This is a genomic window from Micromonospora sp. SD19 (assembly GCF_054462275.1).
Genome location: NZ_JBTLMN010000011.1, coordinates 74,407 through 88,891 on the forward strand (window position 1 = coordinate 74,407; position 14,485 = coordinate 88,891).

General features: G+C 73.2%; 12 protein-coding genes, 1 tRNA gene and 3 pseudogenes. 3 read left to right on the top strand and 13 right to left on the bottom strand.

The features are described from left to right. Positions 1-4: 4 nt before the first annotated feature. The 3 genes and pseudogenes from ACX27O_RS28050 to ACX27O_RS28060 all read right to left on the bottom strand — a co-directional run. The gene (locus tag ACX27O_RS28050; protein ID WP_458940409.1) at positions 5-949 is read right to left on the bottom strand and encodes an SWIM zinc finger family protein; all 945 of its coding nucleotides are present in this window, start codon (positions 947-949) and stop codon (positions 5-7) included. Between the two features lie 34 nt (positions 950-983). Next, positions 984-3,155: pseudogene (locus ACX27O_RS28055) on the bottom strand (DEAD/DEAH box helicase); the annotation flags it as partial. Positions 3,156-3,262: 107 nt separating this feature from the next. Continuing rightward, positions 3,263-4,385: pseudogene (locus ACX27O_RS28060) on the bottom strand (ATP-dependent helicase); the annotation flags it as partial. Between the two features lie 185 nt (positions 4,386-4,570). Between ACX27O_RS28060 and ACX27O_RS28065 the strand changes: the two are divergent. Beyond that, the gene (locus tag ACX27O_RS28065; RefSeq protein WP_458940357.1) at positions 4,571-5,443 is read left to right on the top strand and encodes a carbohydrate kinase family protein; all 873 of its coding nucleotides are present in this window, start codon (positions 4,571-4,573) and stop codon (positions 5,441-5,443) included. 39 nt (positions 5,444-5,482) lie between these two features. Here ACX27O_RS28065 and ACX27O_RS28070 read toward each other — a convergent pair whose 3' ends face one another. Next, complete coding sequence (locus tag ACX27O_RS28070; protein ID WP_396820353.1) at positions 5,483-6,001, bottom strand: DinB family protein; 519 nt, start codon at positions 5,999-6,001, stop codon at positions 5,483-5,485. A gap of 82 nt (positions 6,002-6,083) precedes the next feature. Here ACX27O_RS28070 and ACX27O_RS28075 point away from each other — a divergent pair, with 82 nt between their 5' ends. Further along, positions 6,084-6,290 carry a hypothetical protein gene (locus tag ACX27O_RS28075; RefSeq protein WP_030330229.1) on the top strand — a complete coding sequence of 69 codons (207 nt, stop codon included), beginning with the start codon at positions 6,084-6,086 and terminating at the stop codon, positions 6,288-6,290. An 8-nt stretch (positions 6,291-6,298) separates the two neighbouring features. On the opposite strand, the gene ACX27O_RS28080 is transcribed toward ACX27O_RS28075, so the two are convergent. The 3 genes from ACX27O_RS28080 to ACX27O_RS28090 all read right to left on the bottom strand — a co-directional run bounded on the left by ACX27O_RS28080 (position 6,299) and on the right by ACX27O_RS28090 (position 8,731). Continuing rightward, positions 6,299-7,441, bottom strand: coding sequence for a polysaccharide pyruvyl transferase family protein (locus tag ACX27O_RS28080; protein WP_210862143.1), 1,143 nt, complete (start codon positions 7,439-7,441; stop codon positions 6,299-6,301). A 97-nt stretch (positions 7,442-7,538) separates the two neighbouring features. Continuing rightward, positions 7,539-8,018 carry a GNAT family N-acetyltransferase gene (locus ACX27O_RS28085; RefSeq protein WP_458940358.1) on the bottom strand — a complete coding sequence of 160 codons (480 nt, stop codon included), beginning with the start codon at positions 8,016-8,018 and terminating at the stop codon, positions 7,539-7,541. 86 nt (positions 8,019-8,104) lie between these two features. Then, complete coding sequence (locus tag ACX27O_RS28090; RefSeq protein ID WP_458940359.1) at positions 8,105-8,731, bottom strand: HAD-IA family hydrolase; 627 nt, start codon at positions 8,729-8,731, stop codon at positions 8,105-8,107. Positions 8,732-8,968: 237 nt separating this feature from the next. On the opposite strand from ACX27O_RS28090, the gene ACX27O_RS28095 reads away from it, so the two are divergent. Beyond that, entirely contained in the window at positions 8,969-9,712 is a 744-nt protein-coding gene (locus tag ACX27O_RS28095; protein WP_358128955.1) for a 3-oxoacyl-ACP reductase family protein, read from the top strand. Between the two features lie 64 nt (positions 9,713-9,776). Here the strand turns inward: ACX27O_RS28095 and ACX27O_RS28100 are convergent, their stop codons facing one another. From ACX27O_RS28100 to ACX27O_RS28125, 6 genes and pseudogenes are all read right to left on the bottom strand, one after another. Further along, entirely contained in the window at positions 9,777-10,325 is a 549-nt protein-coding gene (locus tag ACX27O_RS28100; protein WP_030330235.1) for a hypothetical protein, read from the bottom strand. Positions 10,326-10,483: 158 nt separating this feature from the next. After that, positions 10,484-11,101: a DUF2625 family protein gene (locus tag ACX27O_RS28105; RefSeq protein WP_458940360.1), complete on the bottom strand. Its 618-nt coding sequence runs from the start codon at positions 11,099-11,101 to the stop codon at positions 10,484-10,486. A gap of 103 nt (positions 11,102-11,204) precedes the next feature. After that, positions 11,205-11,276: transfer RNA gene (locus tag ACX27O_RS28110), tRNA-Val, on the bottom strand. 74 nt (positions 11,277-11,350) lie between these two features. Next, positions 11,351-11,815: a peroxiredoxin gene (locus ACX27O_RS28115; protein ID WP_030330239.1), complete on the bottom strand. Its 465-nt coding sequence runs from the start codon at positions 11,813-11,815 to the stop codon at positions 11,351-11,353. 88 nt (positions 11,816-11,903) lie between these two features. Continuing rightward, positions 11,904-12,341 carry a DUF3052 domain-containing protein gene (locus ACX27O_RS28120; RefSeq protein ID WP_030330240.1) on the bottom strand — a complete coding sequence of 146 codons (438 nt, stop codon included), beginning with the start codon at positions 12,339-12,341 and terminating at the stop codon, positions 11,904-11,906. A 112-nt stretch (positions 12,342-12,453) separates the two neighbouring features. Further along, positions 12,454-14,430 (bottom strand): annotated as a pseudogene (locus ACX27O_RS28125) (transketolase C-terminal domain-containing protein); the annotation flags it as partial. Between the last annotated feature and the right edge of the window lie 55 nt (positions 14,431-14,485).

Below are 14,485 nucleotides of genomic sequence, written 5' to 3' on the forward strand. Positions count from 1 at the left end.
CGGCTCACCGGTCGGCCGGGCCGAACGCCCGGTACGCGCGACGCAACCGTTCGAGCGTTCCCGGCCCACCGATGGTCGCGGCCGGCGCTCCGAGCTGGCGCAGCAGCAGGTCGGTGCCGGTCACCAGTCGGGGCGGCCGGTCCGGCAGCGGCACCGGCGCCGACCAGAACCGGTCCGCCGCCTCGGCCAACGGCGTCGCCGACAGCCCGGCGAGCGCACGGGCGGCACCGACCGGCGTCCGGACGTCCACCGCCGACCCGGCACCGTCCGGTTCGGACGGTTCGTCGACCGGCGGGGGCGGTGGGGTGACACCGGTGGCCGCCGCCCGGCGGGCGCGGAGTTCGTCGAGCAACTCCGCGCGGGACCGACCGCGCCAGTGCAACAGCTCGAACGGGTCCGCGTCGAACGCCTCGGCCAGCAGGTAGAACGTCGCCGCGAGGTGCTTGCAGGGCACCGCGAAGTCGGGGCAGTTGCAGCGCTGGGTCAGCTCGTCGACGGCCGCCGGGAACAGCGGCGCGCCGGCGGCGGCGAACAGCTCCTCCAACTCGTCGGGGAGGTCCCCGGCGAGCAGCCGGGCGCTGAAGAACGCCTGCCCGGCCAGCTCGTCCTCGATTCGGGACCAGAGCGCGGCCGGGAACGGCCGCACCCCGATCGACACCTGGTACGGCTGCGGCCGGGAGCCTTGCACCACCGCGCTGACCCGCCCGGGTGTGATGTCGAGTGTGAGCACCTGACCGGCCCGCGCGTACGACCGGCCCCGGGTCAACCGGGTGCCGAGCGCGAACGACTCCAGCACCTCCAGGAAACGCCGCGACCACCAGGACCGGCCGATGGCGCCCCGGGCGCTGCGGGCCCGCAGACCCCCGTCGACCCGGCGGGGACGCCCGTAGTCGGCGAAGTCGCTCACGTCGGCACTCCGCTGCGCTCCGTGCCGACGCGAGGCACAAATTGGCTGTGCCTGACGGTTCGCTCGCTCCGCTCGCTCACTCCACCACCGCCCCGGCCTCCAGGGCGAACAGGTCCCGCAACTGGCCGGTGGACAGCTCGGTGATCCACTGCTCGCCGGTGCCGACGACCCGCTCGGCGAGGCTGCGCTTGTCGGCGATCAGCGCGGCCACCTTCTCCTCGACAGTGCCGGCGCAGACGAACTTGCGGACCTGCACCCGTCGGCGCTGCCCGATGCGGAACGCCCGGTCGGTGGCCTGGTCCTCGACCGCCGGGTTCCACCACCTGTCCACATGCACCACGTGGTTCGCGGCGGTCAGCGTCAGCCCGGTGCCGCCGGCCTTGAGGGACAGGACGAACAGCGGCGGACCCTCCGCCGACTGGAAGCGCTGCACCAGGGTGTCCCGCTCGGCCTTGCCGACGCCACCGTGCAGGAACAGCACCTCCCGGCCGAAGCGCGCCGACAGGTGACCGCGCAACATCGCGCCGAACTCGGCGTACTGGGTGAACAGCAGCGCCCGCTCCCCCGCCGCCAGCACCTCCTCCAGGATCTCGGTGAGCCGGGCCAGCTTGCCGGAACGGCCCTCCAACGGCGAGCCGTCGCGCAGCAGTTGGGCGGGGTGGTTGCAGACCTGCTTGAGCCGGGTCATGGTGGCCAGCACCAGACCGCGTCGCTCGATGCCGTCGCTGGTCTCGATCCGGGCGAGCATGTCGTCGACCACCACCCGGTACAGCGCGGCCTGCTCGGCGGTGAGGTTGCAGAGCACCTCCATCTCCAGCTTCTCCGGCAGGTCGGAGATGATCGACGAGTCGGTCTTGAGCCGGCGCAGCACGAACGGCCCGGTGATCCGACGCAGGCGCTCGGCGGCCTCGGCGTCGCCGTGCCGCTCGATCGGCTCGGCGAACCGCTTGCGGAACGTCGCGGCCGGCCCGAGCAGGCCCGGGTTGGCGAACTGCATGATCGACCAGAGGTCGGCGAGGCGGTTCTCCACCGGCGTACCGGTGACCGCCACCCGCTGCCGGGCGGGCAGCGCCCGGACCGCCTCGGCCTGCCGCGTCGACGCGTTCTTGATCGCCTGCGCCTCGTCCACCACCACCCGGTGCCAGTCGATGCCGGCCAGGTCGGCGGCGTCGCGGGCGGCCACCGAGTAGGTGGTGAGGACCAGGTCCGCGCCGTGCGCGGCCGCGGTGAACTCCGCCCCCCGCGCCCGCTCGGCACCATGGTGTACGTGCACCCGCAGCCCCGGGGTGAACCGCGCGGCCTCCCGCTGCCAGTTGCCGACCAGCGACATCGGACAGACCAGCAGCGTCGGCCCGGCCTCCGGTGGGTCCCCGGCGAGCAGCGCGAGCAGTTGCACAGTCTTGCCCAGCCCCATGTCGTCGGCGAGCACACCGCCCAGGCCGAGGGAGCGCAGGAAGGCCAGCCAGGCCAGTCCACGCTGCTGGTACGGCCGCAGCGTCCCCTCAAAGCCCGGGGGCGGGTCCAGCGGGGTGAGCCGCCGCTCGACCGCGCCGGCGAGCAGGTCGCCCAGCGCCCCGTCGGCGGTCACCTCCAGCACCGGCAGCGCGCCGGTGGCCTCGCCGTCGGCCAGCCCGAGGCGGAGCAGGTCGGCGACGGTCAGCTCGCCGGCGGAGCGGAGCAGGCGCAGACCGGCGGCGAGCCGCCCCGGGTCCAACTCCACCCACCGGCCGCGCAGCCGGACCAGCGGGGTCTTCATCTCGGCCAGCACCGCCAACTCCTCGGCGGAGAGCGGCTGGTCGCCGAGGGCGATCTCCCAGCGGTAGTCGACCAGGGCGTCCAGACCGACGCCGGCGTCGACGCCACCGACCGTGCCCGGCGCGGTACGGCTGCGGGCCCGCAACCGGGCACCCAGGCGCGCCGACGGACGCTGCCACCAGGACGGCAGCAGCACCCCGAAGCCGGCCGCGTGCAGCACCGGGGCGCCCGCGCTGAGGAACCGGTGGGCTCCCTCGACGTCGAGTTCCATCGCCTCCGGGGCGGCGGTCCGCAACGCGGCGTCCAGGTCCGGCCAGAGCCGGCTGGCCCGGCCCAACTCGGCGAGCAGGGTCTCCTGCGGGCTGGCCGTCCGGCCCGCCAGGCCACCGGGTGTCTGCGGCCCGCGCCAGACCTCCCCGGCGTCGACGTGCAGGCCAGGCTCGTCTGCGGCCTGCAACCCGAACTCCAGCCGCCACCGGCCGCCACCGGCCGACCCGACCGGCACCGGCGCGGAGTCGACCGGTGCCCGCGCGGAGTCGGCCAGTGCCCGGGTGGAGTCGGCCGGTGCTGGCCGGGTGGCCAGGAACGGTTCGGTGACCTCGTCGGGGGCCGGCTCGACCAGTCGGAAGCTGGCCCGCACCGGGCCCCCGGCGGCGTCGCGCTGCCAGGCGTCCAGTTCCGCGCCGAGCGTGGCCAGCCCGGCCGGGTCGATGGTGAAGTCCCGCTGCGGGCCGGCGAGCGCGGCCAACCAGGCCGGCGCCGGACCACCCGGGCGCAGCCCCCGGGCCAGCGTGGTGGTCGCCAGCGCGGCCCGCGCGGCGGCGTCGGTCAACGCGTCGAGCGCGTCCGCGACCAGCGCGGCGGCGGTCAGCTCACGGTCACCAGAACCGGCGGTCGCTGCGGCGGCACTCTCACCGGTCCGCTGACCAGCAGCGGCAGCACTCTCGTCGGACCGTTGAGCAGCAGCGGCGGGGGTAGGCGTTGGCGAGCCGGCGGCAGTGGCCGGCAGGACGGCGGCGCGGGCGGCGGGTGGCAGGGCCAGCGCCAGCGATCGCGCCCAGGCGGCATCGGTGCCGGTCAGCAGCGGACGCCAGACCGCCTGCGCGGGCACCCGCGCGGCAGCCCCGGAAGACGCCACCGTTCCGCGAGCGCCGGGGGGCTGGTCACCCACCGTCGCACCGGGCAGCTGGTCGTCCGGCGTCGCACCAGCGCCGGGCAGCTGGTCGTCCGGCGTCGTGCGTACGCCGGGCAGGACCCGGCCACGGGTCACCAGGTCGGCGGCGAAGTCGGCCAGCTCGGCGAGGTGCCGCAGGGTGGCCCCGGCCACCGCCGGGATGTCGTCCAGGGTGTGCAGCAGCGACAGGGCGTCGTCCGGGGCGTACACCAGAATGGGCACCCGCCAATTGGCCAGGGTGAGCCGGCCGCGGGCCGCAGGTGCGACGGTGGTGCGGATCAGCTCAGGTGAGTCGGTCGGCGCGCCCGCCCGGGTGGGCAGGGTGAGCAGCGCGGTGTCCGGTCGGGTCGGCTCGGCGGCCTCGGCGAGGACGGCGGCCAGGTCGGTGTGCCCGGCGGCGAAGGGGTGCGGGCGGTCCCGGGCCGGGCGGCCCGCACGAGCAGCGGGAATCGGCGCCGCGCTGTCCTCGGCCCAGACGGCGAGGCCACCTGTCGAGCTGGCGCCGGTCGAGCTGGTGTCGGGCAACCACAGCCCGTGGATGACCAGCACCCGTTCCCCCTCGTCGTCGCCCGCGACCAGGATAGGTGGCCCAACCTGGCCGGACCGACACCCCCACCTGCGTGATCTTGCAGTTGGTGTTGGTGTTCTGCGAAGAAGGCCTCATTCTGTCGCCGCAGAAAGTGCACGATCGCGTGGCCTGGAGGCTCGCGCGGCAGCAGGCTAGCGTCGGCGGCGTGGTCGATCTGCTGGTTCTTGGTGGGCTCGGGGTGGATGTGCGGGTCCGGGTGCCCGCGCTGCCGTTGCCGGTCGCCGACTCCCACACCGTCGAGCCGATCGAGTTGCGGATCGGCAACACCGGTGCCGGGGTGGCGCTGGCCGCCCGGGCGCTCGGCCTGCGGGTGCTGGTGGTGGACACCCTCGGCGCGGACCCGGCCGGTGAGCTGGTCCGGGCGGCGCTGACCCGGGCCGGGGTTCCGGCGGTGCTGGCCGAGAACCCGGACGGCACCCGCCGTTCGGTGAACCTCGTGGACCCGGGTGGGCGACGCACGTCGCTGTACGACCCGCGCCCGTGGCGGGGCGGCCCGCCGTTCTCCGCCGCGGAGGTGGCCGCGCTGGTTCGTGACGCCCGGCACGTCCATCTCTCGATCATGGATTGGGCGGTGCCGCTGCTGCCCGCCGTGCGGGCTGCCACTGCGGCAGGCGTGGCGCTCTCCACCGACCTGCACGACTGGGACGGCGAGAACACCTACCATCGGCCGTTCGCCGACGTTGCCGACCTCGTTCTGGTGAGCGGGGTGCGGCTGGGCGACCGGGCCGCGTCGCTCGCCGGCACGCTGGCCCCCCGGACAGTGCTGGTGACCAGGGGCGCGGACGGCGCCGAGTTGTTCCCGGGCGACGGCACGGTGACGCCGGTGCCACCCGCCACCGCACCCGCGCCGGTGGTTGACACCAACGGGGCGGGCGACGCCTTCGCGGCCGGGCTGATCGCCGCCCGGTTGCGTGGCGAGCCGCTGGCGGACGCGGCCCGGTACGCGGCGCGGGTCGCCGCCGCGGCCTGCGCCCATGACGGGATGGAGTACCCGCCGGGCCTGCTGCCCAGCGGTTGACGGCACGCCGCCGCGCCGACGGCGTACGGCGGGCAGGGCTCAGAACGCGCCGCACTCGCCGTCGGTCAGCTCGCGCAGGATGTCGGCGTGGCCCGCGTGCCGGGCCGTCTCCTCGATCAGGTGCACCAGAATCCACCGCACCGACACCTCACCGAGCTGCGGATGCGGCACCACGTGGTCGAGGTCGACGCTCGCGACGACCGCCCGGGACCGCTCACAGGCCCGCTCGTACGCCTCGACGAGCCCGGCGACGGTCTCCTGGTCGTCGAGCATGAAGCTGGCGACCGCGTCCTCCTCGGAGGTCAGGTAGACGTCGCCGGGCTCGGGGGCCAACAGGGTCGGGAACCAGTTGCGCTCGACGAGGGTGAGGTGCTTGACCAGCCCGGCGAGCGTGGTCGCCGAGGGCACCAGCCGGCGGCGGGCGTCGGCGTCGGAGAGACCGCGCAGTTTGCGCAGCAGCACGGCCCGGTGGAAGTCGAGGAACGAGGTCAGCACGGCGCGCTCGTCGCCGGTGCGGGCGAGCACCGGACCGAGCGTGGGATCGATCGTCTGCTCCATTCGCCGACCCTAGCCACGGGCCGGTCACCCCGCTGCCCCGCTATCCGCTGCGAGCGGGCGCTGCGCCGGGCAGGATGGGCGCATGGCTTCCTCCGTGCAGATCCCTCTCGTCGGCGGCACGGCGGACGGGCAGACCATCACCGTCGAGCTCGACAGCAACGGTCGCCCGCCGCTGACCCACCATCACCTCGGCTCCGGTGGGCTTGCCGACGCGCAGATCTACGAGTTGGAGAACTTCCGCGAGGACGCCCGCGAGTGGCGCTACCGGTGGACCGGCCCGGCGGTGTGACCGCCGGCTCAGACCCGGGTGAGGGTCTGGCTGCGCAAACTCTCCAACACGCCACGGGTGACCTCCGAGGTGCCCCGCGCCTGCTCGCACACCTCCGCCACCCGTCGCGCGGTGGCGTCGGCGCGTTGCTCCCGCTCGTCCCACAGTCGGTCGACCTCGGCCAGCAGCGGCCCCTCGACCTCCCGCTCCACACCGCGTAGCGCCGGCACACCGAGCCGCTGGGCCAGGTCGAAGACCTTTCCGGCGTACGGCAGGGGCAGGAACGGCGTACCGACCATCGCCGCGAAGATCAGGAAGTGCAGGCGCATGCCGACGGCCAGGTCGAAGTGGCGCATCAGCCCCAGCACCTGCTGCGGGGAGTAGGTGCCGTGCAGGATCCGACCCCGCTCGGCGGCGACCATGTGCGACAGCACCCCGTGGGCGTGCCGGATGTCGTCCCGCTCCATGGGCACGAACAGCACGTACGCGTCGATCCGGTGCACCAGGAAATCACCGATCTGGGCCAGCAGCCGGTGGTAACCGTCCACGTCGAGGCGTTCGGCGGCCCGGCCCGGCTCCCGCACGCTTATCCCGACCAACCGCTTGCCGACCGGCACCCCCTCCTCGGCCAGCAGGTGGGCCGGGAACTCCTCCGGTTGCAGGAGGAACGCCGGGTCCGCGGTGACGGTGATCGGGTTGAGCAGGCCAGCCTCCTCCAGCACCATCCGGGACTCCTGGTCCCGGACGGTCACCTGAGTCGCGCTGGAGAGCGTTTCCCGGACCATGCCGGTGTCCACCCCGTCGCTGAGCGGCCCGACCCCCACCGCGTACGTGATCAGTGGCAGGCCCCGCTCCTGGGCGACCCGGACCACCCGCAGGTAACGGCGGGCCTCCCGGTCGTAGAGGATGCCGCCACCGCCCAGGATGAGCAGGTCGAGCTGGGCCAGGACCAGGGCCGAGTCGGTACGGCTCACGCCCTCCCACGGCACCGCTTCGACGTCCGGGTGCGCGGCCCGGGTGTGCTCCGGGTTCCGGGAGAAGACGATGATCCGGGCGTTCGGTTCCTGCGTCCGCAGATCGGTGAGCAGGCCGGTGAGGATCGCCTCGTCGCCGAGGTTTCGCCCACCGTACGAGCCGAGCACACCGATGGTCAGTCCGGCGCCGTGCGTCATCCGTCGCTCCTCCCCAGGTGCGGTCCGCGCCGGTTTCCCGCTGGGCAGGTGAACAGTCCTGCCGGGAGGACCGACAGTGCACGGCGTCGGCGGCGGTTCAGCCCGCCGGGGTGACGCGTTTCGCCATCTGCTGCGAGGTGACCTCGAAGCCCAGACTGCGGTAGAGGCCGAGCGCCACGGTGTTCGTACCGAAGACGTTCAGACCCAGCTCCGGCACGCCGAGCTGGGCGAGTTCGGCCTCGATGAGCTGGATCATCCGCCGTGCGCACCCGCGTCCCCGGTGCTCCTCGTGCACCTCGATGTTGTGGATCCACGCCTGGTTCGGTGCGGCGGCCGTCGGCAGGGTCACCCAGATCCAGCCGACCTCGGTGTCACCGACCCGGGCCATCCGCAGCAACACGCCCTCGGTGTCCACGCCGGCCGGCAGCGACTCCCCGATCTGGGTGACCGTCCGCTCACGGGCCGCCTCCGGGGTCATCCCCCGGTGGGCCACCAGGTCCTCGGCGTACCCCTGCTCCAGTGCCCCCAGCAGGCGGGCCAGCTCCGGCGCCGTCATCGGCGTCAACGTCAACTCCACCGCGTCTCCCCTTCATCGTCGCCAGCAGGCAGTGCAGCAGAACCGGCCTGGACACGCCAACAGATTCACCGCCAGGGCGGGCGGGGTCAGGATGCCGTCGGCGGGTCCAGTTGGCGGGCCAACTGCGTCAGGTCGTGCAGCCGCAGGTCGCCGTCGAGCCCTTTCAGCGCGGCGGTCATCGCCCCGGCCGCCCGCCCGGCCCGCAGGCCGACCTCGGCGTCCTCGACGACCAGGCACCGCGCCACCGGTACGCCCAGCAGCGCCGCGCCCCGCAGGTAGCCCTCCGGGTCCGGCTTGCCGACGCTGACGTCGTCGACCGTGACGAGCACCGGCGCCTTGATGCCGGCGGCGTCGAGCCGGGCCTCGGCGAGCCGCGCGTCGGCGCTGGTCACCACCGCCCAGGGCAACCCCAGTCGGGCCAGCACGTTCAGCAGTTCGTGCGCACCGGGGGTGGCTGTCACGTCGGACAGGTCGTCGTACTGCAACGCCAACTGTCGCGCGGCAGCGGTGGCGACCGCGTCGTCGTCGAGCGCGGGCAGCAGCCGGCGGATGGTCCGGTCGGCCGGGCTGCCGTGCGCGATGGCCAACGCCGCCGCCGGATCGACGGCGTACTCGCCGGCCCACCGCTCCCAGGCCCGCTCCACGGCGGGGTCGGAGTCGACCAGGGTGCCGTCCATGTCGAACAGCACCGCGCCGATGCCTGCCAGTTCCACGACCACTCTCCCCGCATCGCTCGCTCCACCCTCCCCCACCTGGCAAGATCCGCGCAACTTCGGTGATCCTGCTGTCTCGTCGCCGGGTGAGGCAGCAGGATCCGTGAAGTCGCGCGGATCATGGCGGCCCACCACGTCCGCAGGCCGTCGAGGATCGCGGGAATCGGACCTGGGGGTCGCAACGAGGGGTCCGATAGCCGCCAGACGACGAGGCCGCGCGGCCAGATGATCGTTTGCATGACGACGACACTCAACGACAGGGTCGCACTGGTGACCGGAGGTTCCCGGGGCATCGGGGCCGGCATCGCCCTGCGTCTGGCCCAGGACGGGGCCGACGTGGCGCTGACCTACCGGCAGGACGCCGAGCGGGCCGCGACAGTGGTGAAGCAGATCGAGGCGCTGGGCCGACGGGCGCTGGCGATCCAGGCGGACGGCGCCGACCCGGCCGCCGTGCAGGGCGCTGTCGACCGGACAGCCGCCGAACTGGGTCGGCTGGACATCCTGGTGAACAACGCCGCGGTGTTCACGGTCGGCGCCATGGACGAGCTTGGCTCGGCCGAGGTGGAGCAGACCGTCGCGGTCAACATCCGGGCACCGTACGTCGCCGCGCGGGCGGCGCTGCGGCACCTGGGCGAGGGCGGACGGATCATCAGCATCGGCAGCAACGTCGGTGAACGGGTGGTCTTTCCCGGGCTGACGCTCTACGCGATGAGCAAGTCCGCCCTGGTCGGGCTGACCCGGGGCCTGGCCCGGGAACTGGGTCCCCGAAACATCACCGTCAACCTGGTCAGCCCGGGGCCGACGGACACCGACGCCAACCCGGCGGACGGGCCGAACGCGGCGGCGATCACCGGATTCACCGCCGTCGGCCGGTACGCCCGCCCCGCCGACATCGCGGCCACCGTCGCGCACCTGGCCAGCCCCGAGGCCGGTTACGTGACCGGTGCGGTGGTCAACGTGGACGGCGGCTTCAACAGCTGAGCACCCGGGCGGCGTCGGCGCCATCCGACGCCGCCCCGGGCTCAACCAACCCAATGCCGGCTCGTCAGCCGTCGTGGCCCAGCACCGGGCGTACCGCGTCGACGAACGAGATCCGGTGATTCGTGCGTACCTCGATCGCCGCGAGCCAGCGCTCCCGGTGCCGGTCGCGCAGCGGCGCACCCCGGTCGCCCGGCTCGTCACCGAGGCGGCGCTGGTCGGCGTGCTCCGCGGTGAGGCTGGTCAACACGGCCCGGCCGACCGCCGCGACCTCCGCCGGGCCCTCCAGCAACACCAGGTTGTACGCCTCGTCGACGGCGCGCATCGCCGCGTACGCCTCGTCGAAGCCGGGCACCGGCTCGCCCCCGCCGGGTTCGAGCCACCGCCGGTCCAACTGCCGGTACGCCTGGTCGCAGGCGCCCAGAAACCCGACGTACGCGTCGCGGCGCAACTCGTCCCGACGCGTCGCCCACCGCTCGACGCTCTCCTGCCGGGCGACGGTGAGTTGGTGGGCCAGTTGCCGGCGGGTGCTGAGCGCGCCGACCAGCCCGGTGAGGGTGGCGGCGGCCAAGGTGGACAGTGAGGTGATCAGCGCGACGGCGACGGTGTCCTGCACCCACCCATCATGGCGTGATCACTCCGGACCCGGCCGCGTCGGGTCCTCGCCGGTGAGCCCGTCCACCGACTCCCGGATCAGGTCGGCATGACCGACGAGCCTGCCCGATGGACGCCGCGATGAGGCCGGGTTCGGCCCGTCGTCCCGGGGGCGATGATCTAGAGAGAGCCGAGTTGACGCGCGAACTCCTGGTGAACCGAAACGAGTTCAGCAAGCCGGATCGGCTTGCGAGACACCATCGAGAGATCCTTGCCCTCCGTGGTCCACGGCGGTGGCAATGCGCTGATCCCCTGATCCAGGGCAACGCCCGCAACCTCGGCCTCCCACCCCGGCCACCGCAAGCCTTCATAAAACCCCGTCACTGCACCGGCGAGCATCGCCTCCAGCCACTCGCCATACCCAAGCTCAAGATCCTGCCAAGCCAGGTCCTCCGGGCCGAAATAGTGCACCGTCGGCCTCGCGCCCGGCTCCGCCTGCAACCACGCGAACTGCCCGCCCATCACATCGAAGGCGACGACCGGACGACCAACTCCCGCGACCATCTCGGCCGCCACATCCGGCAGCCCGTCGTGCCCACCGCCCAGCACCCGGAGCCAACCGTGATCGACTACCAGCCCGCCGCTGTTGACCACCACCGCCCCGAGCCACGACCTGGTCGTGATTTCCAGAGCCCCCAGGCATGCTCCCGCCCGCTGAGGATCGGCCGGCAGCACCTCCACCGGATACGGAGCTGCTGCCACCAGCGCCGAAATCTCGAACCACGCAGACTGTTCCACCCTCTCAGCCTCGCAGAGCCTCTCCGGTGGTTCGCTGAGCGAGTGCTCGCTGAACGATCAAGCGTATGGAACGTGCTGCACGCCCTCCGAGTTTTGCCTGTTGTGGGCGCGGCAGGTTTCGAACCTGCGACCCCTCGCTTGTAAGGCGAGTGCTCTCCCACTGAGCTACGCGCCCGGATCGCCCGTGGCGGGCCGGTGGCTGGCAAGCTTACCTGCCCGCCACCGACCCGGGTGCACGGCGTACCCCGGTCAGTTGGTCGCTTCGGCGACGGCCTTGCGCCAACCCTGCTGGTCGCGGGCCTCGCCCGGACCGTTCATCTCGGCGAAGCGGACCACGCCGGTCCTGTCGATGACGAAGGTGCCCCGGTTGGCGAAGCCGGCCACGTCGTTGAAGACCCCGTACGCCTGGGCGACGGCACCGTGCGGCCAGAAGTCGGCCAGCATCGGGAACTGGTAGCCCTCACGGTCGGCCCAGATCTTGTGGCTGTAGACCGAGTCGACGCTGACGGTCAGCACCTGGACGTCGTCGTTCACGTACTCGTCGAGGTTGTCTCGGATCTCGCTCAGCTCGCCCTGGCAGATGCCGGTGAAGGCGAGCGGGTAGAAGACCAGCAGCACGGTGCGCCTGCCCCGGAAGTCCGACAGTCGGACCTCCTGGTTGTTCTGGTCCTTGAGCACGAAGTCCGGTGCCTCGGCACCAACCTCGATGAGCATGCGCACTCTCCTCGGGTCGAGTCGGGTGAACGGCAGCGGCCTGCCACCCGGCGGTGGGCGGACCGTCGGGCGCGCAGAGCGGCGCTGGCTACTTCTTGGCCTTGGCCCCTCGGCGCAGCACCAGACGTGCGCCGCTCCAGTCCCGGCCGGCGTTCACGGTCGAGGTCTGCTGAAGGCCAGCGGTGGGCGCGGACTCCGCGACCTCGCTCGGCTCGACGTGCCCCTCGCGCCCCGCCTTGGGGGTGAGCAGCCACACGACGCCGTTGTCGGCCAGCGGGCCGAGGGCATCGACGAGCAGCTCGAAGAGGTCGCCGTCGCCGTCCCGGTACCACACCAGCACCGCGTCGACCACCTCGTCGGTGTCCTCGTCGACCAGATCTCCACAGCGGTCGGTCAGGGCGTCTCGGAGATCCTGGTCGACGTCGTCGTCGTACCCCATCTCCATGACGACCATCCCCGGTTCGATCCCGAACCGGTCCGCCAGGCTGCGTACCCCGTCGGCGGCCTGACCAGCGGTCGCGCTCACTGTCGCGTGCCTCCTCATCTCGTCCCTGCTCGCGGCGTCGGTGCGACGCCGTCAGGCAAAGTCCACACACTTGTGGGTCTGCGCGCAAGTGGCGCACCGGGTGGAACGGAATTTACCGTGCCAGCAGCGTACGGGCACCGTCGGTAATGGCTTCCGCGGAGACCAGTACGTGACGTGCTGCCGGACCTAATGGTACAAACGAGTCAACTCCCGCCACTCGCCGCGCGGCACCGACATATCCGGCGTCGACGAGCGCGGCGATCACGCCCTCGCCGACCCCGCCGGAGCGGCGTGTCTCGTCCACCACCAGCACCCGGCCGGTCGCCGAGGACTCCCGGATGATGTCGGCCACCGGCAGCGGGGCCAGCCAACGCAGGTCCACCACGCGGGTGCCCACCCCCTCCTCGGCGAGGACGGCCGCGGCCCGCAGCGACATCCGCACCCCGTTACCGAAGGTGATGATGGTGAGGTCGTCGGCCGACCCGACGCGGTAGACCCGGGCCCGCCCGATCGGCACGTGACCGGCCACCCATCCGCCCGGCTCCGGATAGCCGGCCAGCCACTCTCCGTCACCGTCGGCGTACAGGTCGCGGGTGTGGTAGAGCGCTATCGGTTCCAGGAACACGCACACACTGCCGTCCACCGCCGCGCTCGCCAGACAGGTTCGCAGCATGGGCGCGGCGTCGTCCGGCCGCGCCGGCACCGCGATCACCAGACCGGGCACATCCCGGAGTACGGCCACCGAGTTGTCGTTGTGGAAGTGCCCGCCGAACCCCTCCTGGTACGCCAGGCCGGCCACCCGCACCACCATCGGGTTGCGGAACGCCCCCTGGGAGAAGAACCGCATGGTGGCCGCCTCACCGCGCAGCTGGTCCTCGGCGTTGTGCAGGTACGCCAGGTACTGGATCTCCGGCACCGGCAGCATCCCGGCCAACCCGGCACCGAGGCCCAGCCCGAGCACCGACGTCTCGTCGAGCAGGGTGTCGAAGACCCGGGCCGCCCCGAACCGGTCGCGCAGCCCCTTCGTCACCCCGTACACGCCGCCCTTGGCGGCCACGTCCTCACCGAAGACCGCCATCTGCGGGTGGTCGAGCATCCCGTCGGCGAGCGCGGCGTTGATGCTCTGCGCCAACGTCATCGGGCCGGCCAGCTCCGGCGGCTTACCGCCGAACGCCTCCGCCCGGGCGGCCGCGCCCGGCCCGCTGGCCCGCGCCGCGGCGTCGGCCACCGCCCGCGCCACCCGCACCGGACGGCGAGGCGCCAGCGTCGACACCACGTCGGCCGCGCCGGCCAGCTTCGGCTCGCCCAGCACCTCCTCGGCCAGCCGGCGGACCTGCCAGCCGGTCTCGTCGTACCGGGAGAGCAGTTCCGCACCGGTCGCCACGCCGGCGGCGGCCAGCAGCCGCGCGGTGCCGGCCACCGGGTCCCGGTCCAGGTCCTCGGCCAGCTCGGCCGGGCTCCGGTACGCGGTCTCCGCGTCCGCCCCGGCGTGCCCCATCAGCCGCACGGTGCGCAGGTGCAGCACGGCCGGGCGCCGGTTGCGGCGCACCCAGGCCGCGGCTTCCGCCGCCACCGCGTACGTCTGCACCGGGTCGCTTCCGTCCGCGCTGAAGTAGCGGATGCCCGGCTTGGCCCGCAGGGTCGCCTCGACCCAGCCCTCCGGCGAGCGGACGCTGATGCCCAACCCGTTGTCCTCGCAGACGAAGAGCACCGGGATGCGCAATCCGGCGTGGTCGTACCAGCCGGCGGTGTTGAACGCGGCGGTGGCGCTGGCGTGGTTGACCGAGGCATCGCCGAACGAGCAGACCACTATCGCGTCCGGTGGCCAGGGGGCGTGTGTGGCGCCGGCGCCGCTGCCGACTCGCACCCCGGCCCCGGTACGCCGTCCGGCGCTGTCCAGCCGGCGCAACCGCTCCACGGCGAGCCCCATGCCCACGGCGCGGGGCAGGTGCGAGGCGATGGTGGAGGTGGTCGGCACGATGGCCAGGTCGGCGCGGCCGAACACCTTGTGCCGGCCACCGGCGATCGGCTCGAGGCTGGAGGCGACCATCCCGCGCAGCACGTCCCGGGCCGCGTCGGCGTACGCCGTGAAGCCACCGGTGACCCGCTCGGACCCGGACGGCTCCGCTTCGGACACCGCCGCG